Source organism: Proteus vulgaris (genome assembly GCF_011045815.1).
In the GTDB taxonomy this organism is placed as follows: Bacteria; Pseudomonadota; Gammaproteobacteria; order Enterobacterales; family Enterobacteriaceae; genus Proteus; species Proteus vulgaris_B.
The window spans coordinates 608,422-634,721 of record NZ_CP047344.1; the positions used below are offsets into that span (position 1 = coordinate 608,422).

Consider the following 26,300-nt stretch of genomic DNA (forward strand, 5'->3'; position numbering starts at 1 on the left):
GGATAAAAAGGCGATTTGTCGTGGGAGCCTCTTTGTACATTAGCAAAGTATGATATAGTTTGTACTAGTTAATGAGTGTGGCAAAAAGAGGCTTTCACGATGCAAGATCCTGCATTATCACCGGAAGAGAATGAACACTGGCTAAGATTCGTTGAGTTATTACAACATGCATTTGAGCAAGATGTGCATTTTCCTATTTTACAGCTTTTAATGACACCTGATGAACGCAGCGCTTTGGCGACACGAGTACGGATTGTGCAAGAGCTAATGCGGGGAGACTTAAGTCAGCGTGAGCTAAAAGAAGAGCTAGGTGTTGGTATTGCGACTATTACTAGAGGCTCTAATAGCTTAAAAACAGCACCACATGAAGTGAAGTTATGGCTAGAAAAAGAGCTAATGACAAAAAAATAATTGTATTATAATAATGTGGGCTAGAAAGATAAAAAGCCATTTAATCAAATAATTAAATGGCTTTTTGCTTTCTTTTTATCTAAAAAAACACATATCAGATTAATTATTAATCTTCTTTTTGATTGAGTTCTTTATAGATATCATGAGTCACTGGCACTAATGCCAGAACTAATGCTTGCTGGTAAACAGAAGTACGACTGAGTAGGCCATCGGTAAAATAACCAATTGCACCACCACGTTGTTTAATATTGTCAATTTTGGTTAAAAAAGCCATTTCATCACCAAGCTCTCTGCCTTCACGGATCCCTTTTAAGATCTGCTCTGGTAGCATAAGACTTGCAGAACGTGATTCTCCACGAATTTTTCCATGTTCGACAACAATCCAAGCGAAAGTCATATCATCTTCAATACCGGCTTCAACACCTACCCAAAAATCTGCTTCAGGGCGAACTTGACGAGCCGCCATTACACGCTGACGTGCGCCAGTTCTCGTTTCTGTATTTCCGATAGGTTGTTGTGGAACACGGCTATCGACATTAATATCTTCAATATCAAAGGTATCTTTACCGAACACTTGCTCAAAAGCGAGTTTTATCGCGTTGATTTTTGCTGGATTCGTAGTGGCTGCAATGACATGATACATAATGAATTAATCATCCTTTGAAAAATTAGAGCAGTATAACGGAAAAAATGTATGTTACAGGTCTATCTTGTTCGCCACGGTGAAACTGAATGGAACGTGGCGAGGCGTATTCAAGGGCAATCTGATAGCCCACTAACAGCAAATGGTGTGCGTCAAGCACAGCAAGTTGCTGAAAAAGTAAAATCAGCAGGTATTACCCACATTATCTCAAGCGATCTTGGCCGTACTCGTCAAACGGCAGAAATCATTGCACAAGCTTGTGGTTGTGAAGTGATAACTGACTCACGTTTACGTGAACTCAATATGGGCGTTCTTGAACAGCGAGAGATCGCAACATTAAAGACACAAGAAGAGGCTTGGCGCAAGAGTTTGATTGATGGTACACCTGATGGGCGAATTCCCCAAGGAGAATCAATGGCAGAATTAGCGAGTCGAATGCAGGCTGCGTTAAATCAATGCCTTGATTTACCCGAAAATAGTCGCCCACTCTTAGTGAGCCATGGTATTGCATTAGGATGTTTGCTGAGTACCGTTTTGGGATTACCTGCATATGCAGAACGCCGTTTAAGACTGCGTAATTGTTCAATTTCTCGTGTCGATTATCAAAATAGCCCTTGGCTTGCCAATGGTTGGGTGATTGAAACGGCTGGAGATGTGAGTCATCTTACTGATACAGCACTAGATGAAGTTCAACGCTAAAAAATAAAAGCTCTCTTTGAAGTGTGACAATCAAGAGAGCTTTTTCTTATGCGGCTACATCTTCACGTTTAATGGGGATGTAATATTCAAAGCGTTCGATATGATCTTGTGGCTCTGTCACCATCTCATTGCTGTAACGCACATTTTTAAGGTAGTATTTTTCGACGTCATAACCTTTACGGCGAGTTAATCCCATTTTAGGTAAACAAACACCATAAATTAGGAATAAAAACTCCTGCATTGCCCCTCGTTTTGCCTCGCCTTCGAAATCAAAGCGAATGTAATCGCCTCCGGCTAATGAGACTTCATGTGCTGCATCATCCTCAATAAATGTTGCATAGTCAGGTTCAACGGCAGTGGTATAAAGCACACGTTGCTCATCTTCATGTTCATCACTATGTTGTGCATGATGAAGACCATAAACTTGGTGAGGAACCGCATTTATTTTGCTCATATAGTAACGCCAGAATGTTTGGCGCATATCAGAACAAGCTTCAGCCCATTGCTCAAGTGTATGGCTACATGTTTGCTCAATACCAATAAGTTTTTTCTCAGGTAACTGTACAAATTCCCATTTTGGTAAATTTTGAGGATCTAAGGTAATAGGTGGGCAAATTCCCACCGCGCACCATTCATCAGTACGACGATAAAGTGCCGGAGTCCTATCAAATTGCTTTTTAAAAGCACGGGTAAACGTCTGTTGAGAATCAAAACGATATTGCAAAGCAATGTCTAAAATGGGACGGCTCGTTAAACGTAATGCAACAGCCGCGCGAGATAGACGCCTTGAACGAATATAAGAACCAATCGCTTGTCCTGTAACTTCTTTAAACATGCGTTGTAGATGCCACTTGGAGTAACCTGCTTTGGTTGCGACATTATCGAGGGATAATGGCTTATCAAGGTTACTATCAAGCCAAGCGAGCAAATCACGTATGATGTTGGTTTGATCCATACATCTCCCTTAGTCATATTCGTTTATTTATTGCGGTAGATGTTAAATAGCTTGAACATCTATAACAAGTTATATTGTTAGACAGTCGTAAAATATAGTCTTTTTCAACGACTGATGTACACAAATTCTTCTATCAGTTAGCAAAAGATTGTTTTATTCTAGACCTAATTATTCTTTCATCTTTTCAATGGAACAAAGTAAATATGTTAAATTTCAAAAAGATGCTAGCGGTGTCTATCTTACTCCCTTTTTCTTTCATGGCAAAAGCGGAAGAAATTGGTTATGTCGATACTGTATTTAAGTTTTTTGGTGCTAACCATAAAATTGTGATTGAAGCATTTGATGATCCTGAAGTTAAAAATGTGACCTGTTATTTAAGTCGTGCCAAAACAGGTGGGATCTCAGGAAGTCTAGGTCTTGCTGAAGATACGGCGGATGCGGCAATTTCTTGCCAGCAAGTGGGGCCTATTGAGTTAAGTGAAAAGGTGATTAAAGGAAAAAATCGAGGTGATGTAGTTTTCCAAAAAAGAACATCTTTAGTCTTTAAAAAGCTTCAAGTTGTCCGTTTTTACGATAAAGAACGTCATGCACTGATTTACTTAACTTATTCCGATAAGGTCATTGATGGCTCGCCAAAAAATGCGATCAGTGCCGTGCCTATTATGCCGTGGAAAGAGTGAGTTTTATTAATTGGATAACTTAATGATTAATAAAATTAATATGAATGAGGTTTAAAATTTTTTTTAAAAAATAGCTATATTTTTTTTCAAAATAGTTGTTGAGATCAATTTTCACCTTTTGTTATTTTATTAATACGATACTACATAAAGAAAACCCCCGAATTTCATTCAGGGGTTTTTTTATTAGTAAGTGTTTGAGATGAAATCAAATCACTCGTCTAAATCACCACAGAAACGATAACCTTCGCCATGGATTGTAGCAATGATTTCAGGTGTATCTGGTGTAGATTCGAAATGCTTACGAATACGACGAATAGTAACGTCAACAGTACGATCATGAGGTTTCAATTCACGGCCTGTCATTTTCTTCAGTAATTCTGCACGAGTTTGAATTTTTCCTGGATTCTCGCAGAAATGTAGCATCGCACGAAATTCACTGCGTGGTAATTTGTATTGTTCACCAGCAGGGCTGATCAGTGAGCGACTGTTAATATCGAGCTCCCAACCATTGAATTTATAGCTCTCGACTAAACGGCGTTCTTCTGTGCCATTAACTAAATTCATGGTGCGTGACAATAAGTTACGAGCACGAATCGTTAATTCACGAGGGTTAAATGGTTTAGTAATATAATCATCAGCACCAATTTCAAGGCCTAAGATTTTATCTACTTCATTATCACGACCTGTTAGGAACATTAATGCAACACTTGCCTGTTCACGTAATTCACGAGCCAGTAACAGCCCATTTTTACCAGGAAGGTTAATGTCCATAATAACCAGATTAATATCATGATCAGATAGAACATTGTGCATTTCGTTGCCATCAGTGGCTTCGTGTACGATATACCCTTCAGCTTCGAATATGCTTTTCAGGGTATTACGAGTAACTACTTCGTCTTCAACAATCAGAATGTGCGGGGTTTGCATATTTGCTACCTAAAATTACCAAAAATAGAAAAAGGAAATCTGTGTTTAACTTCTGTGTGTGCACTTGTGTGGTTATTCATTTTTGTTATTAGCACGCAAAAACTAGACCCAGATTGAAATTCGATAAATAACCATCACGTTATTACAAAAAAATTACGATTTTAATCGACAATGAACGCTAAAATCAGAATGCAAAACGCCCATAGTCTATTAACAGCAATATAACACCAGTTGTATTAAATACCATCTAAAAAGCTAACTTTTGTTGACACATATCAAAATCAAGATAACAGCTTAACCCTGATTTCAATAGTTAACTATATAATTTGATTTATGTAATGTAAAAGAAAAATATATGTTAAATATAGTGGGGATTATTTTTTTTACCAGTTTTGTTACACAAATTAAAGGAGCCTAAAATACCTTATTCCTTATAAAAGTACAAATACCCAAATAACCCTAAAATAGTAGCTTTATTTTCTTTGTTTATCCCTTTGTGGTAGGAATATCTATACCACACTAGAGGTAGTGTCCGAAAAAATTTCATTTAAGTGAGATTTATTTTTTGTGTAAAAAAAAAGAAAAAATTTGACATCTCTCTCGCTTTGCTTTAACCAGTATATAGTCAAACTAAATTTGAGACAGACAGGATAGTTATGCGTATTTACAGCCCAGCTAAAATGACAATTATTACCACCACCACCGGAATTTTATATTGCGGGACGGGCTGTCGCATATAAAAAAACGAAAATCGAAAAAGCCCGCATTGAGAAATGCGGGTTTTTTTTTGGGTGAAAAATCAGGAGAGTTGTATGCGAGTGTTAAAATTTGGGGGAACTTCAGTTGCCAATGCAGAGCGTGTGCTGAATGTTGCTGATATCGCTGAGAAAAAAAGAGAACAAGGACAAGTCGCTCTAGTATTATCAGCACCAGCCAAAATAACGAATTATTTGGTTGCAATGATTGAAAAAACGGCAGAAGGTGAAGATCCTCTCACTCAAGTACGAGAAGCCGAGCAAATTTTTGCTAATTTATTACAAGGATTAAGAGAAAAACAGCCAGGCTTTGATTATGAGCGCCTAAAAGATAAGGTTGAACGTGAATTTGCCGAGATCAAACACATTCTTCATGGTATTTCTTTATTAGGTCAATGCCCTGATAGCATCAATGCAGCGATGATTTGTCGTGGTGAAAAGCTCTCTATCGCCATCATGGAGTCTGTTTTACAAGCTCGTGGTTATAATGTCACAGTTATTGATCCTGTAAAAAACTTACTCGCACAAGGTCACTATCTAGAATCTACCGTTGATATTCCTGAATCTACTCGTCGCATCTTGGAACTTAATATCGCGAAAGACGATATGATTTTAATGGCTGGTTTTACCGCAGGTAATGAAAAAGGTGAACTGGTTGTATTAGGCCGCAATGGTTCAGACTACTCAGCCGCAGTATTAGCAGCCTGTTTACGTGCTGAATGCTGTGAAATTTGGACCGATGTTGACGGTGTTTATACTTGTGATCCACGTTTAGTACCTGATGCTCGTTTATTAAAGGGCATGTCATATCAAGAGGCAATGGAGTTGTCTTACTTCGGTGCTAAAGTACTTCATCCTCGCACTATTGCTCCAATCGCTCAATTTCAAATTCCTTGTTTGATTAAAAATACGGGTAATCCTGATGCGCCGGGTACATTGATTGGCGATGGTCAAAAAGATGAGAGTACGCCAGTTAAAGGGATCACTAATCTTAATAGCATGGCGATGATCAACGTATCAGGTCCAGGTATGAAAGGTATGGTAGGGATGGCAGCTCGCGTATTCTCTGTGATGTCGAGAGCAGGTATTTCTGTTGTTCTTATTACACAGTCTTCTTCTGAATACAGCATCAGCTTTTGTGTGCCACAAAAAGAATTAATAAGAGCGCAAAAAGCATTATCTGATGAATTTTATTTAGAATTAAAAGATGGTGTGCTTGATCCATTAGATATCATGGAAAACGTAGCGATTATCTCAGTCGTAGGTGATGGCATGCGTACCCTGAAAGGGATTTCAGCGCGATTCTTCTCTGCATTAACACGAGGCAATATTAATATTGTTGCCATTGCTCAAGGATCGTCTGAACGCTCTATTTCTGCGGTTATTGCCAATGATTCAGCAACTAATGCGGTACGGTTATGTCACCAAATGCTATTCAACACAAATCAAATCGTTGAAGTTTTTGTGATTGGTGCGGGTGGTGTAGGTAATGCATTAATTGAACAAATTCATCGTCAACAGGCATGGTTGAAAAATAAACATATCGATCTTCGTGTATGTGGCATTGCCAATTCACGCGCTATGTTAACGAATATGCAAGGTATTGATTTAGATAATTGGCAACAAGCCTTAAAAGAAGCCAAAGCTCCTTTTAGTTTTAGTCAACTTATTCGCTTAGAAAAAGAGTACCACTTCTTAAATCCAGTGATTGTTGATTGCACATCAAACGAGGAAATTGCGCAACAATACGCAAATTTCTTACAAAATGGTTTTAATGTAGTTACACCAAACAAAAAAGCGAATACGCTGTCGATGGATTATTACTATCAAATCCGACAAGCCGCTGAAGCTTCACGTCGTAAATTTTTGTATGACACTAACGTGGGTGCAGGTTTACCAGTCATTGAAAACCTACAGAACTTGCTTAATGCAGGTGATGAGTTGGTTCAATTTAATGGTATTCTTTCAGGCTCACTCTCTTATATTTTTGGTCAATTAGACGAGGGTAAGAGCTTGTCAGAAGCAACGTTTTCAGCGAAAGAAAAAGGTTTCACAGAACCTGATCCTCGTGATGATCTTTCGGGTATGGATGTTGCGCGTAAACTACTGATTTTAGCCCGTGAAGCGGGTTATAAATTAGAGTTAAGTGATATCGATGTAGAGCCTGTGTTACCGACTTCATTTGACAGCACAGGTGATGTTGCAAGTTTCTTAAATCGTTTACCTCAAGTTGATGTTGAATTTGACGCTAAAGTCGAAGAAGCACAAAAAGCAGGCAAAGTATTACGCTATGTTGGTGTTATTAATGAAGGTCAATGCCAAGTAAAAATGATGGCTGTTGATGCTAATGATCCTCTGTTTAAAGTAAAAAATGGTGAAAATGCTTTAGCCTTTTACACTCGCTACTATCAGCCAATTCCATTAGTGTTACGTGGATATGGTGCGGGTAATGATGTTACTGCCGCTGGAGTGTTTGCAGATGTATTACGTACCTTATCATGGAAATTGGGAGTTTAAGCGTGGTTAAAGTTTACGCACCGGCATCAATAGGTAACGTGAGTGTCGGGTTTGATGTTCTTGGCGCTGCGGTTTCACCTATTGATGAGCAATTGCTTGGCGATTGTGTCACCGTTGATGCTGCATCATCATTTACACTGGAAAGTAAAGGGCACTTTGTCAGCAAATTACCCGCTGATCCTAAACAAAATATAGTGTATCAATGCTGGCAGTTATTCTGTGAGAAACTAGGCAAAGAACTTCCTGTGGCAATGGTTTTAGAAAAAAATATGCCAATTGGTTCTGGTTTAGGATCAAGTGCTTGTTCTGTTGTTGCTGCATTAGTTGCACTTAATGAATTCGCTAAAAAGCCTTTCAATGAAAGACAATTATTATTAATGATGGGTGAGTTGGAAGGGCGTATTTCAGGGAGTGTGCACTATGATAATGTTGCACCTTGCTATTTAGGCGGTCTACAACTCATTCTTGAACAAAATGACATCATTTGCCAATCTGTACCGACGTTTGAAGACTGGTACTGGGTAATGGCTTATCCTGGAATTAAAGTCTCTACTGCACAAGCCAGAGCCATATTGCCAAAAGAATATGCTAAGGCAGATATCATTAATCACGGACGCTATTTATCTGGTTTTATTCATGCTTGTCATACTCAACAACCTGAATTAGCAGCAAATTTAATGAAAGATGTGATAGCTGAACCTTACCGCACTCAGTTGCTTCCAGGATTTGAAAAAGCCAGAGAAGCTTCACAAAAGAAAGGGGCATTGGCTTGTGGCATTTCAGGCTCAGGCCCTACTCTTTTTACCATTACCGATTCATTAGAAATTGCACAAGATATGGCCGAATGGTTAAAACAACACTATGTACAAAACAGTGAAGGTTTTGTACATATCTGCCGTTTAGATACGCGTGGCGCAAGACAGATAGGGTAAGTCATGAAATTATACAATTTGAAAGATAATCAAGAGCAAGTTAGCTTTGCTCAAGCGGTAAAGCAAGGTTTAGGTAAGCACCAAGGTCTCTTTTTTCCACAGGACTTACCGTCGTTTACTAAAGCTGAAATTGATGAATTATTAGCGCTTGATTTTGCAACACGCAGTAGCCGTATTTTAACGGCATTTATAGGTGATGAAATTCCTGCTGATGTATTAGCAAAACGAATTAACACTGCATTTGCATTTCCTGCACCAGTGACTCAGGTTGAAGATGACATTAGTTGTTTAGAGCTTTTCCACGGTCCAACATTAGCATTTAAAGACTTTGGTGGCCGCTTTATGGCACAGATGTTGTCAGAAGTTGCAGGCAATCAACCTGTAACTATTTTAACTGCAACATCTGGTGACACTGGTGCTGCCGTTGCTCACGCATTCTACAAATTAGAAAATGTACAAGTTGTTATTCTTTATCCTGAAGGCAAAATTAGCCCATTACAGGAAAAATTGTTCTGTACATTAGGTGAAAATATTCACACTGTTGCAATTAAAGATGACTTCGATGCATGTCAATCATTAGTAAAACAAGCTTTTGATGATGAGTTCTTAAAGAAAACTATGTATTTGAACTCAGCAAACTCCATCAATATCAGCCGACTATTGGCTCAAATTTGTTATTACTTTGAAGCCGTTGCCCAAATTCCTGCTGAAAAACATGAACAACTCGTGATCTCTGTGCCAAGTGGTAACTTTGGTGATTTAACTGCGGGCCTATTAGCGAAATCTTTAGGATTACCTGTTAAACGCTTTATTGCAGCAACAAACGTAAATGATACAGTTCCTCGCTATTTAGATAATGGTAAATGGGAACCTCACCGTACTGTTGCAACACTTTCTAATGCAATGGATGTTAGCCAGCCTAATAACTGGCCACGTATTGAAGAATTGTACCGTCGCAAAGAGTGGGATCTCTCTGATCTGTCTCATGGTGCTGTTAGTGATGAAACAACGGAAGAAACAGTACGCGAGCTTGCAAAAAAAGGTTATATTTCAGAGCCACATGCTGCTGTTGCTTATCGTTTATTACGTGATGAGCTTCAAGAGGGTGAATACGGTTTATTCTTAGGTACTGCGCACCCAGCGAAGTTTAAAGAAAGTGTAGAGCGTATTTTAGGGGGGGAGCTACCATTACCTCAAGAATTAGCAGAGCGAGCAGATAAAGAATTACTATCACATTTTTTACCCGCTGATTTTACTAAATTACGTGAATTTTTATTAGAACGTGCACCAAAATAAAATAATTTACTAGGATCTCAATAAAAAACGCCAGTGAAATACTGGCGTTTTTTTTAAATAAGCAATTATAGTTATTTCTTTCTATTAATTTTTCAAATATAAAACTTACACAAATCAACAAACAGAAAATATCTAATAATAATATTTATAAAAGTTAATATTTTAATAATTAGAGTATTATCTATTTATAATATTAATGTTGTTCTTTTAATAAAGAATAGAAGAAATGAAATATGAAAAATAATAAAAGTATTGTAATAAATAACATAATTAATGAAATTTCAAATGATATTGAAAGGTTCATAATAGAAATTATTGGAAATAGAGATATTAATAATGATGTAATCAAAAATGCGCTGTTATTAAGTTATATAAATAAGTTAATAGATAAAGGAGAATATTTTTCAAATAATTATTTATTAGAAATTAAAAATACTATTGATTTATATGATTTGAATGTTAAAAATAATAGAATTGAGAATTATGTCATAAAAAAAATAGAAGAAAATATTAATTTAAATATAAATACTCTTATTTTTAATTATAAAAAACAAAAGGAAATGAAACCTTCATTAGTAAAGAAATATAAAATAGAAACATATTTTCAAAATAAAAATGATGGTGTTCATAGTATCGTTACTAATAATGGGTATTATTATTGTTATATAAATGAAGGTGAGGGTGTTTATATATCGATTTATTCTATTGATAATATTGTTAAATTTTTTAATACCAAAAGTGACTTGGTTAGTGATGTCATTATAAATTTAAAAGATATAGATAAGTTAGAGACTTTAAAGGTAAATTCATATCAAAAATATGAATTTATTAATAATAATTATTATAGAAGTGATTGGATTGTAAATAAAGACTTTATGCTTAATGAATGGGTAGAAAGCATAAAAAAACAAGGTGAAGGAGAATTGGATGATAATTATACGTTAAGAATGATAGAATCTAACAAAAGTAAATCTGTTTTCATTGTTAAAAATAAAGAGAAAAAAATAGAAACAATATTACATATTTATAGTGACTCTATAGAGTTAAGTATAAATATAGCAATGCAATATTATAAAGAGGCGGATGATGGAATTGAAACCATTTTTAGTCAAAAAGGAAATAAATGGATAAAAACGAAGATTTCAAAAAATAATAGATACATTGAATTTAATCAAGATAGTGATTTCATTATACCAATGAGCAATATAATGGAACATATTAGTATACTGGGAACGGCTGAATCGACCTATGAATTCTCGCATGATGAAGCGATAGGAGGGCTCTGTTATGGGTTAAGTATGAACTATTTATTAGAAATAAGAAATAATGGTGTAGAATATGGAACTAACTATATTATATGGTTAAAAAAATGTGCAGAGTTACTTTATTTCAATACTAAAAATAAAAAAATAAAAGCATTGGAAAATATTTTGATTAATAATGAAGTTGAATACAATTTAATGAGACTAATGGAGGAAACAAAAAAAATATTTTATTCTCAATCTTCTCAGTTTTCACATTATGATGATTATTGGAGGGTTAAAAAATATAAAGAATATCTTGATTTATATATTTATGATCCAAGAGAGATGTTTAATAATAAAGAGATTAATTTTAGTCAATATATTTATAGTATGGGGTTAACATTAAAAGAACGAAGGGAATCAACTATAGATGATTTTTTAAATATCATCATGGATAATATAATTAATAAAAAAAACTATTATTCACATATACAAACTGATGTTCATAACATTGCCTTTTCATTAAAGGTGTATACAGAGAAAGAATATTTTCTTTCATTGTTTGATGCAAACTTGGGAGTATTTGAATTCTATCATTTTGATGATTTTAAAGATAAGTTTAAATGGTTGTTGTCTAATTATAAACCCATAATTAGGAAAGGAAAAAAATATATTGGGATTGTTGAGTGTGAAGAAAATAGTAACCCATTTTACCAAACTAAATGGAGTGAAAGTTTAGCAGAAAAAAATAAAAATTTAGTTGAGAACTTAAAAAAAATAGGTTTTTCTTTAGAATTTAAAGATAATATTAAAGGGAAAGTAATTGAATTAATTGATGGGAATACATTAATTATTGAAATATTAGAAAATAATAGGATCATAGAAGTAAGTATTGAAAGTGATTCTATTAATGAAACTATTTTATATATTCAAAAAAATATTGATAAAATCACCCATGATAAATCAATAAATAAAATGATTTTAGGCAAAGATAGTGATGGCGAAGTTATTATCACACCAACATTAATTAATTTCCCTAGTGTAAGAGAAAATAATAATAAAGGATATATAGATTTTCAAGATAATTATTTTGAGAATTTAATTAACATAAATAAAGATTTAGCAAGGGGGCAGTCAAAAATAAGATTGTCAGCTATTTTATCTAATCTTAAAATATTACATGGAAATGTTTATTTTAATAAGCTTGTTGCTAGTATTGAATTGTTGAAATTTATTCCTGATTATATTGAAAAATATGAAAATAGCCCAGTTAATGAAATATTAAATAAAATATACAAAAAATTAGAAAGTAAGATTTTTAATTATTTTGTAAATATTAATAAAGATAACTTTTTATCTATAGCATCAAAAAATAGCTCAGTAGCAGCTAGAATTTATCAAATCATTGTGTCAGAGAATAATGGAAGTTATTTTGGTATCAGTGATTTTATTTATAATAATATAAAGAGTAATTTTTTATTAAATAATGGAATTAGTGTCGATGAAATAAATTATAAAAACTACTATTTCATGTTAGAAAATGAAAATATAAAAAATATTATTGATGGGATCAGTATTAAATATATAAAGGACAGTTTTTTTATCATTTCAAATGATAAAGTTTATACTAATATTACCTATAATCAATTAAATAATAACAGGGAAGATCCTGCAATTAATTATCTATTAGAAGTAATAGAAAATCAGTTGGATAAAAAAATAATTTATAAAGATAAAACTTATAATGAAATCTATATTAGCACATATTCCACTCAAACTTATAAAGATTTTTTATTACAAAAAGAGATCTCTGAATTAGAAAGTATCTATAAGGAAGATAATGATGCGGAATATTTCCCAAATAGATTTTATATTGAAGAAGAAGATCCAGAGAAGTTAATAAATAAATCAATTGAACTATATATTTCTGAACTAGATACTCATAATGTATTATTTGAATATAATGATAAAATAATTAAATATTTATTAGATAATAAGAATATTATTTTAAATAATGATATATCTCATGTTTTTATTGATATTTTTCCCACAGATCTAAATCAAGAAATTAGATTTTTTAATATCACAGGCGTGAAGAATGAATTAATAAATAATTTATTTAAAAAATATCCACAATTAGAAGAATTTATCTCTTTTTGTAAGGATAAAAAAATAAAATTCACAATGATTAGTTATGAGGAGAGTGAGGGGGTTTTTGGTAAAATTGTAAAGAAGAAAAAAGAAATTGAATATGTATACGATACTCTCTATGAAAATACCATTCCAAGCGAAAAAATTATTTATATAGGTAAAAAAGAAAATATTTATAATTCTATTTATAGTGAGCAATTTATTGAAGGCATTGCTCAAAAAATAAATGTGCCAGTATACAAAATTAGCAATGATAAAATAATGTTATCTACTGAGGGAACACTTATTTATAGTGTTCCTGTTGATACTAAAAATATAATAAATAAAATAATAAATGACTTTATATTAAATGAAGTGGTGACGGAAAAATCTATATCATCGATCGAAAAAAATAAAAAATATCATCGTGTTTATCATGCAAATAAAATATATAAAAAAATAAATTCTATTTATCCTGATTATAGAAAGGATAACGATTTTCTATTTGGATATAGAAATAAAATTGTTAACTTTATTAATGATTTCTCAAGTCATATGACTGAAAATGATATTTTAAATTATATAGAAAAAAATAAATATAATTTAAAAATGGAGGAGCTAGGAGCACTGCTTAGAGAAATAGATAACAGAGTATTAAGTCTTGAAGAATTAGGTAAACAAAGAAAGCGATTTGTTCAGTTATTTAATAAAGTTCAGAAGAAAGGAATGGTTGATAGTAAAGCATTATCTCTCTCTTTTCCTCAAAAGATTGTTTTATCAAAATTAAAAGAGGGAGGTGAAGGGTTTTGTGAATCATTAAGTATGTTATTTGCAGGAGTGAAATATTTTGAGCACCAAGGAAATCAGCAAAGTGGTCAATTATTTTTAAAAAAGCTGGCTTGGTTAATTGATTTTTTTGATGCTGATATAAATAAGCAGCAAATAATAAATAATGAATTAGAATTAAATGAGTCAACGAAAAATTTACTTTCTACACTTCAAGAACTTAGTCGTGGCAAATTATCGTTAGCTTCAATTACCGAGGGTATTAAGCAAGAAACTCATGAGCTAACATTAAACTCTGTTTTTCATCGTCTTTTTAATAATAAGAATACATCTTCTAATTATTTACAACTTTATACGAAAGATCATGCTTTACTTGTATGGTGCAATAAAAATAATTCTAATTATGGATTATACGATCCTAATTTTGGCTTAGCTGAATTTTCAAAAGAAAATCAGTTTAAATATTATTTAACAGAATTTTTCTATGGTAATGATATTAATGCTAAAAAAATATATAAATTAGAAAAAATAAAATCAGGCGATTTTGTATTTGATAAAATATTAAGTATTAACGCAGAGGCATTAATTGATTTTAAATTTAAAAATGGTAAATCTATCAGGGAGTTTATTACAGAACCTCTAGATTTACATAAATTAGATATTATGACTAACCCTAATAAGGATTTTGAAAGACACATAACAAATGAAATGTTAATTGATGAAACTAGAATAATTCAGTTAGCGACACCGAGTGAAATTATTGATGAAATTATTTATCATAAATTGTCGATAGATTATTCAGTATATAAATATTATGATGAACTTTCTAAATTATTTCATTCTGGCTCTCATGAGGATATAAAAAATAAATTAATTGAAATAATTAATGATCCATTAGTAAGTAAGAAATTCAATCAATTTGTTATTCATGATGTTGATCAAAATAATTTCATGAACATATTTGATAATAAGATTCATGATTTATTTATTAAAGATAAAATTGTATCAATAAAAATATTAATTAGTTCTATTAATGATGATCCTGGAGTAATAAAAAAGCTATCGAAAAATTCTAAACAATTATTATCTGATTTCTTTTCATTATCTGAAAATGAATTAGTTGGTGAACTGCTACGAATAGTATCAACACAAGAAAAGTATTTATATACTATTAATCAATTAGATATGATGTTGTTTTATTCACTAATGACTAACTTCAATGATGCAAATCAGAAAATTAATGAAACTATACATCTTAAAAAAATCACTACTCAATTCATTACTGATTTAAATAAACAAGAAAAAAATATTTATCATACATTTAAAAAGAAACTTTTAAATTTACCTCAATATTTTTCTGTCTCTGGTAATGAAAACTTCTCTTCTTTAATTTTATTTAATTACTTATCAAGTGAAATAAGAGACAACGTCGAGCATATTGATCACTTGTCTATAATTGAGGAGTTGTATTATAAAAAAGCGATAGATAACATTAATAGTCATGAAGAGCACTACTTATCTCTTTTTGAATCATTGCTTTCAACACTTTCAGAGAGTAAAGATCTAAAAGAAAATATTAAACACTTAAATTATGGCATATTAGATGAAATAATCATTGGATTAAAATCAGGGAATTATCTCTTAGAGATAGATCGCAAAAAAATAAATTTAACCATTAATAGTTCTCCTGAAGGAAAAATAATATTTGATGTTTTTATTAATAAGATTGGTAATATAAAAATAATAGGACATGATAAAAATAAAATAACTTCTGATTTGCTAAATTTGATAAATAATATTAGTTATAAAAATAGAGTTGAGGGTAATAAAAAAGTAGGTTCTATTTATCATATTAGCGAGTTTGATACTAAATCAATATCATTATTTAATAAACTCGTACTTATGGGGAAAGAAATACAACTTGATTTGGATAATAAATCTACAATTAAAATTGATAATATTGAGATTAATAAAAAAATATTATCTTCATTAGGATGTTATATTAATGATGTGCCTATATTAAAAACAGATCTAAAATCATTTTCATTGAAAAATGAAAAGCTAACATTTTATGCAGATAAACTTAATGATTTTTTCTTATCTGCATCAGGTAGTGATGATGATAATGCCATCATTTCTTTATTAAAAAAACAATTAAATCAAAAAGAAAAAAATATTGCTTCAATACTTTCACCAGATATAAATCGAATGGATTATTTAGCAGCAAAAGAGCGTTTAGCAAAAATTATTGAATTAAATGAAGTAGACGTAAATAAAAATTATTGGGATAAATTACGTTATCCAACCTTAAAAATACCACGTTATATGAAAGTTATATCTGGTATTGGTTATGGGAATATCACTTTTGGTATGTGGCAATCTATAAATTCAACTTTAAATATGATGGATTTATTAAAGGATAGCAGTTTAAGTGAAGATCAGCGAAAAGAGATCAGCGCTAATCTTGCCATAATGTGGACAGAAATGACTTATAACGGGTTATCTGAAATCATTGAAATTGCGGTAGCAAAAGGCATGTTAAAACACCGTACAAATACTTTGGAATATGCCGGAAAGATGAGCACTCGTGTGGGAATGGCATTAAACCTACTTTCTGTGGGATTTGATATTTATAACATGTACGATAATTTCAGTCGAATATCATCAGAATCTAATGCGAGAAAACGAGATGATTACATTGTTAACGGCACGTTCGCTATTGTATCGGCATTAGCTACTATTGGTGTTTCTATTGCTATTTTGGCGGGAAGCACCGTTGCTGGTCCCATAGGGATTGTTGTGGGTGCTGCCGTTGCATTAATAACGACTATTTATAATGCGGTACGTGTTGTTGAAGAAGCAAAAAATAAAGTTCCTTTTACTGTATGGGAGGAAATAGAAAGTGGTTTTCTTGCCGCGTTTACTGGCAAGATTGCTGCCAAAAAACAAAATGAAATTACCTTATTAGAGACTAAAGAGTCGATTAAAATATCAACGGAAAAAGCCAGTCTGGATTATTATCAACAATTAATAAAGCATAATCCTAATAGTAAATATTTTTATACTAATGAAGACTATTTTTATAAAGAAAAAAATTATTATAAAGTCGTGTATGAGTTATTTAATGATCCAACAGGATTACTGATCCCTCCAATAGCAACTTTTATTGCAGAAAATCAAGCTAAATTGATGTCTAAAGAAGATGCAGAGAACTTTGCAAATTTATCCCCTTACTTTGTTTTAAAGGAAACAAAGTATAAATATTATGAACCTCAAGAAGCAATAAAGACAGATGAAACACTGATATTTGATCTTGACTTTTATATCTCTCAACTCAAAAAATATACAATAGATATTGTTCCTCAAAAAGGAGATGCTCGTCATTTAGAAATGATTGACGATGAATTTATTGATAAAATTACCATGACAGAAAATAAAATCTTGCTATTGAGGAAAGATTTAAATAAAGAGTTGCACTGTGTTAATAATCAGAAAGTTTATTATTATTATTATCCGTTTAAAGAAAATGAAGATTTCTATTTTAATACTAAAAATGGCAATGACATTATCGCAGCACCGAAAAATGTAAAAAATACCTTTGATATTTATAATGGTACTAAACGGTTAAGCGGAGGAATTAAAGATGATATTTTTAATCTTTACACGACAAAATCTCCGCAATTTGCGAGCCGTTTTTATGGGAGAGAAGGTAATGATACACTTTGCATTGCTGAAAAATCAAAAATACATTCAGGTTATGAAGTAAATTTGTTGGCAAATTTCGTAAAATTTACTCATGTACTTAATCCCTCTAATAGCCTTAACTTTGGCTCTAAAATTTATCTCTATCATGATAAAAAGGCACAAACACGGGCTCCAAAAGTGATTGTTGATACAATGCCGAATATAAAATTGCAATCTCATGAAGTTATTGCTTATTTAGACAGTATTGAAAATGTGATTGGCAGTGATAAAGGGAACGATTTATTGGTTGGTAATAACCAAGATAATTATCTTGATGGGGTATCGGGTGATGATATGATTTATGGTCATCAAGGTAATGATGTCATTCGGTTAGTCGAAGGGATTGCTGAAGGAGGAGATGGCGATGACACTTATATTGTCGCATTTGCACCAGAACATTACAGTGATAGAAAACAGATTAATATTACTCTTTTTGAAAATATAAAAAATAAAAGCAATAGTGTTGTAAAGTTAGAGCACTACTTTAATGATATAAAAAAAATAACTCGTGATAAAGAAGATCTTATTATTGAAATTAATAATAAAATAATTCTTTCAGATAAAGAAAATAAAATTATCCCAACATTTATTAGATTAAAAAATGTATATGAAAATATTACAAGTACTGAAGTTAATCATCATTATAACTTGATTACGGATGATGGTTTTATGTTAACAATAAATGATAATTTGATGCCAAATAATAATGTGTTATTTAATTTTAGCTATTTGGAAAATTATTCAAAACGTAAGGAGAAAATGACACATTTTTATTTGGATGAAGTCAAAAAACAGCTTATAGCAACTTTTTCTCATTATAATGAAACATATAGCTTATTACCTGAGTTAAAATATAGCGGTGTTGCTTTGGGTGAGGCTATTTCCTTTACTTTAGAAGGTAGTACTGATGATAATGCTTATTTTTCAGTAACTCCAAATTCAAAAATAAAACTGAGTAATGGACAAGATGCTTATCAATTAAAAACATTTATTGCGAACATTGAAGGTGAGCATATTGATATACTTATTAACTCCTCTAATTTTGATAAAAGTAAAGAAAGCAGTGCTAATATTATTCTTTCTGATGTCAGTGGTTATGAGCTTAAGTTAGATAATGGTATTCTTGCTCATCGCTACAATCCTAATGGACATCTATATTTAGATATAAATGAAATATTATTAAAAAATAATTTATTCAAAAATTTAACATTTCGTATTATTGATAAAGATAGTAAGGTTTTTTCTTTACCTAATAAATATAAAGAAAATGGATTACTTATTCCTATAGTACCTGATGTTTTTGAAATATCATCGGGTGATGATAATTTAGTTATTCAAAATAATATTATATTTAATGAATTTCTTAGGAATGGATCGGGTGTATACCATCATAATGCTGATCCCTCTTTGTTATCTCAGAAATTTAAACAGCAAGATATTCCTAATATTGAATTATTACCAATTATCGATGTATTTGAAGGGAATGATATTGTCATTAATCATAATGAAGCAAGTTCAGTGATCTCGGGGGGAGCCGGTGATGATATATTGATTGTAGAAAAAGGGCATCATATTCTTCTAGCCGAAGAGGGAAATGATAAGCTTTATGGTGGTGAGGGTAATGACTTACTTATTTCAGATAAAGGTCATGATTATCTGAGCGGTAGTGTAGGTAATGATATTTACGTGGTAGCACAACGTGAAGGAAATGTGGTTATCATGGATAACCAAGGCCATAATAGGGTATTTATTACTGGGGTTGATAAAAATAAACCGTTAATCTCATCACGAGAAGGACATGATGAAATATTACGTTCTCAGGATAATCAATTTACGTTAACTATTAAAGATCAATACTTCAAAAGTTCACCCTCATGTCAAGTTGAGCAGAAAGCAAAAGAAGTAGACAGTGTCAATTTATCGGCAATTATTTATGAAATGGCACAATTTAATCAGACACAACTTTCCTCGATGGTCGGGGGGCAGCTTCCTAGTACACCTGATTGGTCATTATTACCCGTCATAATTAATCATTTAAATTGATCGTTATGTATTGATTTTGCATTAGAGATCAGTAGCAAAGCCCACATTTCAATGTGGGCTTTGCTCATTAAAGAGATTGCTCTGCGCGTTTAAACACTAAGGTGTTACCTTCAGATTCTGCTGAGTTAAACTGATAACCCTCTAAATCAAATTCTTTAAGTTGTGTTTTGTCAGTGAGTTTTTCTTGAATAATAAAACGGCTCATTAATCCGCGCGCTTTTTTAGCGTAAAAGCTAATGACTTTGTATTTCCCATTCTTCTCATCTAGAAAAACAGGCTTAATAATTTCAGCATTGAGTTTTTGCGGGTTAACTGATTTAAAATATTCATCAGAGGCTAAATTAACTAAAACGTTATCACCTTGTGCTTCAATCGCTTTGTTTAATGCTTCTGTAATGGTGTTTTCCCAAAATTGGTATAAATCACTCCCTTTTTTATTTTTTAGTTTTATTCCCATTTCAAGACGATAAGGTTGCATTAAATCCAGAGGGCGCAATACACCATATAAGCCAGAAAGCATGCGTAAATGTTGTTGAGCAAATTGAAAATCATCTTCAGAAAAGAGTTCAGCTTGCATGCCTGTATAAACATCACCTTTAAATGCTAAAATAGCTTGGCGTGCATTTTCTGGTGTGAAATTAGGTTGCCACTCACCAAAACGTGCTGCATTTAATCCTGCTAATTTATCGCTTATTTTCATTAAACTAGCGATATCACTTGAAGATAATTTTCGGCACTCTTCGATAAGTTGCTGGGAATATTTTAGCAATTCAGGTTGGGTGAACTGCGTTGTTGCTAAAGGCGATTCGAAATCCAGTGTTTTAGCTGGTGAAATAGTAATTAGCATAATTCCCTCGGTACGTTATTTTAATATTGACTGAATATAACAAATTCTTTCGATGATAGACTAAATTATAGCAATAGGAAAAAACAATGATTTTGCTAATTTGTCGTAAAAACCGACAAATTAAACGATTCAGCTTATGATGTTCTTCTGTTTTTTTCCGCTTTTGCTTTGCGAAAACGTTTGGCATTCAAATAATTGCTTTGTATGAATCTAAGCGTCTTGTAGTGTGAGCAGTCCATGTTATTATCAATAGATATCCGCAGGTGACTGCAAACAGATTTACCTAGTAGATGAGATAAACAAAATGACCAACAAATTGACTTCTTTGCGTAAACTGACAACGGTTGTTGCTGACACTGGTGACATTGCAGCAATGAAACTGTATCAGCCACAAGACGCAACTACCAACCCATCTTTAATTTTAAATGCAGCTCAAATTCCTGAATATCGTAAATTAATTGATGAAGCGATTGAATGGGCTCGCGCACAAAGCGATTCTCGTGAACAACAAATCGTTGATGCTTGTGACAAACTGGCAGTAAATATCGGTTTAGAAATTTTAAAACTGATCCCTGGTCGTATTTCAACAGAAGTGGATGCACGTCTTTCTTATGACACTGAAGCTTGTATTGTTAAAGCGCGTCATTTAATGAAGCTTTATAACGATGCAGGTATTAGCAACGATCGTATTCTTATCAAATTAGCATCTACTTGGCAGGGTATTCGTGCCGCAGAGCAATTAGAAAAAGAAGGTATCAACTGTAACCTGACTTTACTGTTCTCTTTCGCTCAAGCGCGCGCATGTGCTGAAGCAGGTGTTTACCTGATTTCTCCATTTGTTGGTCGTATCATGGATTGGTATAAAGCTAATACAGATAAAAAAGAATTTGCACCTGCTGAAGATCCGGGTGTTATTTCTGTGACTGAAATCTATAACTATTACAAACAACACGGTTACAACACCGTAGTTATGGGTGCAAGCTTCCGTAATATGGGTGAGATTTTAGAATTAGCAGGTTGTGATCGCCTGACTATCGCACCAGCACTGTTAAAAGAATTATCAGAAGCTGAAGGTGAAGTTGAACATAAGTTATCTTATAAAGGTGAAGTGAAAGCACGTCCAGAAGCTATCACTGAAGCACAATTCTATTGGGAGCATAATGCAGACCCAATGGCAGTAGATAAATTATCTGACGGTATTCGTAAATTTGCTGTCGATCAGGAAAAATTAGAGAAAATGATTGCGGATTTATTATAATTCGTCGTTAAATTCTTATAAAAATCTTAAATACCCATCTTTTATAGGTGGGTATTTTCATTTTTTTCTTCTCAAAATAACATTTAAGAAAATTTTAAGATTAAATTGATTGGAATATATTATTTATCCAGTAATAATTATAAAAATATATTATTAAAATACTCTATTTATTATTGGTGAATTATGAAAAAGATTGTCTTGGCAACGGTACTTGCATCGTTATTTTTTGGTGGCGCTGCAATGGCAGAGAGCAAAACCGCTTTCTCTTTACCTGCAATTGAAAAAAGTGCTGAAGGTGGAAATTCAGCGTCTCAATATCAATTGGGCGTAAAATATGAGAATGGCGAAGGTGTTGAACAAGATGCACAAAAAGCGCTGGAATGGTATACCAAAGCTGCAGAGCAAGGTCATGCTGAAGCGCAGTTAAACTTAGCACTTATGTATGACATGAGCGATGATATTGATCGCGATGCAGAAAAAGCAGTTTATTGGTATAACAAAGCTGCAGTTCAAGGCGTTTCTTTAGCACAATACAACCTTGCTGTTTCTTATGATGATGGTGATGGTGTAGAGCAAGATCATGAGAAAGCCGTGTATTGGTATACTAAAGCTGGCGAGCAAGGTGATAGTGATGCGCAATACAATCTCGGTATCTCTTATGATGAAGGTATCGGTGTAGCACAAGATCATGAAAAAGCAGTTGTCTGGTATACGAAAGCAGCAGAACAAGGCCACTCTGATGCGCAATATAATCTTGCTGTCTCTTATGATGACGGTGAGGGTGTAGAGCGTAACGGTGCTAAAGCTGTTTTCTGGTATACGAAGGCTGCAAACCAAGGTAATCGTGACGCACAAAATAACTTAGGTGTGATGTACGATGAAGGTGATGGTGTGGCTAAAGATGCACGTAAAGCCGTTGAATGGTACAGAAAATCAGCTATTCAAGGTAATGGTCTTGCACAAAATAATCTTGCGTTAAACTATTACTACGGCAAAGGCGTTAAACGTGATCTGAAACAAGCTTATGCATGGTTTACTGTTGCTGTTGAAAATGGCGATGGTGATGAAGCAATGCTAAAACGTACTGCTCGTGCATTAAATGCGGCACAATTAGCAGAAGCTAAAAGTTTAGCAGCGTCTTATATAGCTAAATATATTGATGAATGATATTGATTAATATTATTTAGGATTAAAGAGAGGGAGCTTATGCTCCCTTTTTCTATTTTAGTTAACGATAAATAAAATAGAGAGTTATCAATTTTTATTATCCTTTCTCAATAATCAAATATTAAACATCATTAATATATTGAGATTATTTTTAATTCTCTTGTGTTCTCATGGTAATATCTGCGCGCAAGTTAGATGGTCATTGATTAATTGAGGTTGATATGAACGAATTACGCATAGGGTTAGTTTCTGTTTCTGATCGCGCATCAAGTGGGGTTTATGAAGATAAAGGCTTACCCGCTTTAGAGGCTTGGCTAAAAACTGCGTTAACAACGCCTTTTCATATCGAATCTCGTTTGATCCCAGATGAACAATTGATGATTGAGCAAACGCTTTGTGAACTTGTTGATGAATCAGGTTGCCATTTAGTACTAACAACAGGAGGAACGGGGCCTGCACGCCGTGATGTTACTCCTGATGCGACGTTGGCCATTGCAGATAGAGAAATGCCTGGTTTTGGTGAACAAATGCGCCAAATTAGCTTGAAATTTGTACCTACTGCAATTTTATCTCGACAAGTGGGTGTTATTCGTAACCAAGCATTAATTTTAAACTTACCCGGACAACCTAAAGCGATTGCAGAAACGTTAGAAGGGTTAAAAGACAGCGAAGGCAAAGTGATTGTTAGTGGTATTTTTGCGAGCGTACCTTATTGTATCCAATTGTTAGATGGCCCTTACGTTGAAACAAACGAAGATATTGTGACAGCATTTAGACCAAAATCAGCCCGCCGTTCTACTTCTGCATAAATAATTTAAGAGGTTATTTGAACTGTTTGTATGAATGCTTGGAATTCGTACTGTATTCAAGTAGTACAAAAATAACCTCATTCTATTCAATCTCTTTTTTCTTTTTTCTTTTTTGTTTGTTAAAAGTCTTAATTTTCAATTAATTATGATTGTGTTTTGAGTTAAGTCTTAAAGTTTGTGTGTTAATTCGTCATGATATTATTTGCGTATTACATAACTGTTTGATAAATAATAAATTTTAATTTATTTAGACTTGGCTGATCCAATTTTTTCGCATTTTTTGCATTTTTTTTTATGATTCCCCTTGATGAATGTATTTATGACCCCATCTTCTTTTCAACTGCAATTACCACTATTGAGTTGCGTTGATTTTATATCCGCTTTGAAATGATGTTGTTAAGTCTATTAATTTTTGACTTGAAAAATGAATATTCATCCTCATATAGATTGGTAGTCAAATTGATAAAGAATTCTCTTTGGAGGCGTTTAAATGGGTAAAATTATTGGTATTGACCTGGGTACAACTAACTCTTGTGTTGCTGTAATGGATGGCAAAACTGCTCGGGTTATTGAAAACAGTGAGGGCGATCGTACTACTCCTTCAATCGTTGCATATGCACAAGATGGTGAAATCTTAGTTGGTCAGCCAGCAAAACGTCAGGCTGTGACTAACCCACAAAATACTTTATTTGCCATCAAACGTTTAATTGGCCGTCGTTTCGAAGATGAAGAAGTTCAACGTGACGTCGCTATCATGCCTTACAAAATTGTTAAGGCTGATAATGGTGATGCTTGGATTGAAGCTCGTAACGATAAAATGGCTCCGCCACAAGTATCTGCTGAAGTCCTGAAAAAAATGAAGAAAACAGCAGAAGACTATTTAGGTGAAGCCGTTACTGAAGCAGTGATTACTGTTCCTGCTTACTTTAATGATGCGCAACGTCAAGCAACTAAAGATGCGGGTCGTATCGCAGGTCTTGAAGTTAAACGTATTATTAACGAACCAACAGCAGCTGCTCTGGCTTACGGTTTAGATCGTGAAGTTGGTAACCGTACTATCGCAGTTTATGACTTAGGTGGTGGTACATTCGATATCTCTATCATCGAAATCGATGAAGTAGATGGCGAAAAAACCTATGAAGTTCTGTCAACCAATGGTGATACTCACTTAGGTGGTGAAGACTTCGATAGCCGTTTAATTAACTATTTAGTTGATGAGTTTAAAAAAGAACAAGGCATTGATCTACGTAACGATCCATTAGCAATGCAACGTCTGAAAGAAGCTGCTGAAAAAGCGAAAATTGAATTATCTTCAGCACAACAAACAGATGTTAACTTGCCATACGTTACTGCCGATGCAACAGGCCCTAAACATTTAAATATCAAAGTAACTCGTGCAAAACTAGAATCTTTAGTTGAAGATTTAGTTAAGCGTTCAATGGAACCAGTACGTGTTGCATTAGAAGATGCAGGCCTGAAAGTAAGTGAAGTTAACGACGTTATTCTGGTTGGTGGTCAAACTCGTATGCCAATGGTTCAGAAAACTGTTGCTGACTTCTTTGGTAAAGAACCACGTAAAGACGTTAACCCAGATGAAGCGGTTGCAATGGGTGCGGCTGTTCAAGGCGGTGTATTAGCGGGTGATGTTAAAGACGTTCTGTTACTTGACGTAACTCCACTGTCTTTAGGTATCGAAACAATGGGTGGTGTAATGACATCCCTGATTGCAAAAAATACCACAATTCCTACTAAACATAGCCAAGTGTTCTCTACCGCAGAAGATAACCAATCTGCAGTAACTATTCACGTATTACAAGGTGAACGTAAACGTGCTAGTGATAATAAATCACTGGGTCAATTTAACTTAGATGGTATCCAGGCTGCGCCACGCGGTATGCCACAAATCGAAGTTACTTTTGATATCGATGCTGATGGTATTTTGCATGTATCAGCTAAAGATAAAAATAGTGGTCGTGAGCAAAACATCACAATTAAAGCTTCTTCTGGTTTAAATGAAGAAGAAATCCAAAAAATGGTACGTGATGCAGAAGCCAACGCAGAATCAGACCGTAAATTTGAAGAATTAGTGCAAACTCGTAACCAAGCTGACCAATTAGTTCACGGTACACGTAAACAAATTGAAGAAGCAGGTGATAAATTACCAGCGAACGATAAAGAAGCTATCGAAAAAGCGGTAAGTGAGTTAGAAATTGCTTCTAAAGGTGAAGATAAAGACGCTATCGAAGCAAAAATTAAAGCATTAGTTGAAGCTTCTGAGAAACTGTTAGAAATCGCACAACAACAAGCACAAGCTGGTGCTGCAGGTAATGCTGCTGGCGCAGATGCAAGTGCGAAGAAAGATGATGATGTTGTCGATGCAGAATTTGAAGAAGTTGACGGTAAAGACAAGAAATAATGCCCTTAACGGGCCACGGTAACTCACTTGTGAATAGTTAC

General features: G+C 33.3%; 15 protein-coding genes. 11 read left to right on the plus strand and 4 right to left on the minus strand.

The genetic code is table 11. The features are described from left to right. Positions 1-99: 99 nt before the first annotated feature. Positions 100-411, plus strand: coding sequence for a trp operon repressor (gene trpR, locus GTH24_RS02960; protein ID WP_072063739.1), 312 nt, complete (start codon positions 100-102; stop codon positions 409-411). Positions 412-517: 106 nt separating this feature from the next. Here the strand turns inward: trpR and yjjX are convergent, their stop codons facing one another. Next, positions 518-1,054 (minus strand): inosine/xanthosine triphosphatase, encoded by a 537-nt coding sequence (yjjX, locus tag GTH24_RS02965; RefSeq protein WP_109408072.1) that lies wholly within the window; start codon positions 1,052-1,054, stop codon positions 518-520. A gap of 51 nt (positions 1,055-1,105) precedes the next feature. Here yjjX and gpmB point away from each other — a divergent pair, with 51 nt between their 5' ends. Then, positions 1,106-1,753 (plus strand): 2,3-diphosphoglycerate-dependent phosphoglycerate mutase GpmB, encoded by a 648-nt coding sequence (gpmB, locus tag GTH24_RS02970; protein WP_072071036.1) that lies wholly within the window; start codon positions 1,106-1,108, stop codon positions 1,751-1,753. A 46-nt stretch (positions 1,754-1,799) separates the two neighbouring features. Here the strand turns inward: gpmB and robA are convergent, their stop codons facing one another. Then, positions 1,800-2,708, minus strand: a complete 909-nt coding sequence (robA, locus tag GTH24_RS02975) for an MDR efflux pump AcrAB transcriptional activator RobA (protein ID WP_072071035.1) — start codon at positions 2,706-2,708, stop codon at positions 1,800-1,802. Between the two features lie 221 nt (positions 2,709-2,929). On the opposite strand from robA, the gene creA reads away from it, so the two are divergent. After that, a complete protein-coding gene (gene creA, locus GTH24_RS02980) occupies positions 2,930-3,388 on the plus strand; it encodes a protein CreA (RefSeq protein WP_176694743.1) in 459 nt (152 codons plus the stop codon). A 210-nt stretch (positions 3,389-3,598) separates the two neighbouring features. Here creA and arcA read toward each other — a convergent pair whose 3' ends face one another. Further along, positions 3,599-4,315, minus strand: a complete 717-nt coding sequence (arcA, locus tag GTH24_RS02985; protein ID WP_006535263.1) for a two-component system response regulator ArcA — start codon at positions 4,313-4,315, stop codon at positions 3,599-3,601. Between the two features lie 812 nt (positions 4,316-5,127). On the opposite strand from arcA, the gene thrA reads away from it, so the two are divergent. The 4 genes from thrA (at position 5,128) to GTH24_RS03005 (ending at position 19,762) form a co-directional block, all read left to right on the plus strand. Then, positions 5,128-7,587 carry a bifunctional aspartate kinase/homoserine dehydrogenase I gene (gene thrA, locus GTH24_RS02990; RefSeq protein ID WP_072071033.1) on the plus strand — a complete coding sequence of 820 codons (2,460 nt, stop codon included), beginning with the start codon at positions 5,128-5,130 and terminating at the stop codon, positions 7,585-7,587. Beyond that, positions 7,569-8,519, plus strand: a complete 951-nt coding sequence (gene thrB, locus GTH24_RS02995; RefSeq protein WP_072071032.1) for a homoserine kinase — start codon at positions 7,569-7,571, stop codon at positions 8,517-8,519. Before thrA ends, thrB begins: the two co-directional genes overlap by 19 nt. A 3-nt stretch (positions 8,520-8,522) precedes the next feature. Further along, positions 8,523-9,815, plus strand: coding sequence for a threonine synthase (gene thrC, locus GTH24_RS03000; protein ID WP_072071031.1), 1,293 nt, complete (start codon positions 8,523-8,525; stop codon positions 9,813-9,815). Positions 9,816-10,048: 233 nt separating this feature from the next. Next, the gene (locus GTH24_RS03005; protein ID WP_164525930.1) at positions 10,049-19,762 is read left to right on the plus strand and encodes a hypothetical protein; all 9,714 of its coding nucleotides are present in this window, start codon (positions 10,049-10,051) and stop codon (positions 19,760-19,762) included. Between the two features lie 67 nt (positions 19,763-19,829). Here the strand turns inward: GTH24_RS03005 and yaaA are convergent, their stop codons facing one another. Further along, a complete protein-coding gene (gene yaaA, locus GTH24_RS03010; RefSeq protein ID WP_072069473.1) occupies positions 19,830-20,609 on the minus strand; it encodes a peroxide stress protein YaaA in 780 nt (259 codons plus the stop codon). 304 nt (positions 20,610-20,913) lie between these two features. Between yaaA and tal the strand changes: the two genes are divergently transcribed. The 4 genes from tal to dnaK all read left to right on the plus strand — a co-directional run bounded on the left by tal (position 20,914) and on the right by dnaK (position 26,259). Next, positions 20,914-21,867 (plus strand): transaldolase, encoded by a 954-nt coding sequence (gene tal / locus GTH24_RS03015; RefSeq protein ID WP_072069472.1) that lies wholly within the window; start codon positions 20,914-20,916, stop codon positions 21,865-21,867. Positions 21,868-22,050: 183 nt separating this feature from the next. Next, positions 22,051-23,034, plus strand: coding sequence for an SEL1-like repeat protein (locus GTH24_RS03020; RefSeq protein ID WP_072069471.1), 984 nt, complete (start codon positions 22,051-22,053; stop codon positions 23,032-23,034). A gap of 221 nt (positions 23,035-23,255) precedes the next feature. Beyond that, positions 23,256-23,843 carry a molybdopterin adenylyltransferase gene (mog, locus tag GTH24_RS03025; protein ID WP_072069470.1) on the plus strand — a complete coding sequence of 196 codons (588 nt, stop codon included), beginning with the start codon at positions 23,256-23,258 and terminating at the stop codon, positions 23,841-23,843. A 490-nt stretch (positions 23,844-24,333) separates the two neighbouring features. After that, complete coding sequence (dnaK, locus tag GTH24_RS03030; RefSeq protein ID WP_115350510.1) at positions 24,334-26,259, plus strand: molecular chaperone DnaK; 1,926 nt, start codon at positions 24,334-24,336, stop codon at positions 26,257-26,259. Positions 26,260-26,300 lie beyond the last annotated feature (41 nt).

What these genes read in the sequence shown, in the direction of transcription:
- gpmB (WP_072071036.1), top strand. Translation starts at nt 1,106, where the DNA reads ATGTTACAGGTCTATCTTGTTCGCCACGGTGAAACTGAATGGAACGTG.
- tal (WP_072069472.1), top strand. Translation starts at nt 20,914, where the DNA reads ATGACCAACAAATTGACTTCTTTGCGTAAACTGACAACGGTTGTTGCT.
- thrC (WP_072071031.1), top strand. Translation starts at nt 8,523, where the DNA reads ATGAAATTATACAATTTGAAAGATAATCAAGAGCAAGTTAGCTTTGCT.
- trpR (WP_072063739.1), top strand. Translation starts at nt 100, where the DNA reads ATGCAAGATCCTGCATTATCACCGGAAGAGAATGAACACTGGCTAAGA.
- GTH24_RS03005 (WP_164525930.1), top strand. Translation starts at nt 10,049, where the DNA reads ATGAAAAATAATAAAAGTATTGTAATAAATAACATAATTAATGAAATT.
- dnaK (WP_115350510.1), top strand. Translation starts at nt 24,334, where the DNA reads ATGGGTAAAATTATTGGTATTGACCTGGGTACAACTAACTCTTGTGTT.
- GTH24_RS03020 (WP_072069471.1), top strand. Translation starts at nt 22,051, where the DNA reads ATGAAAAAGATTGTCTTGGCAACGGTACTTGCATCGTTATTTTTTGGT.
- creA (WP_176694743.1), top strand. Translation starts at nt 2,930, where the DNA reads ATGCTAGCGGTGTCTATCTTACTCCCTTTTTCTTTCATGGCAAAAGCG.
- thrA (WP_072071033.1), top strand. Translation starts at nt 5,128, where the DNA reads ATGCGAGTGTTAAAATTTGGGGGAACTTCAGTTGCCAATGCAGAGCGT.
- arcA (WP_006535263.1), bottom strand. Translation starts at nt 4,315, where the DNA reads ATGCAAACCCCGCACATTCTGATTGTTGAAGACGAAGTAGTTACTCGT.
- yjjX (WP_109408072.1), bottom strand. Translation starts at nt 1,054, where the DNA reads ATGTATCATGTCATTGCAGCCACTACGAATCCAGCAAAAATCAACGCG.
- yaaA (WP_072069473.1), bottom strand. Translation starts at nt 20,609, where the DNA reads ATGCTAATTACTATTTCACCAGCTAAAACACTGGATTTCGAATCGCCT.
- mog (WP_072069470.1), top strand. Translation starts at nt 23,256, where the DNA reads ATGAACGAATTACGCATAGGGTTAGTTTCTGTTTCTGATCGCGCATCA.
- thrB (WP_072071032.1), top strand. Translation starts at nt 7,569, where the DNA reads ATGGAAATTGGGAGTTTAAGCGTGGTTAAAGTTTACGCACCGGCATCA.
- robA (WP_072071035.1), bottom strand. Translation starts at nt 2,708, where the DNA reads ATGGATCAAACCAACATCATACGTGATTTGCTCGCTTGGCTTGATAGT.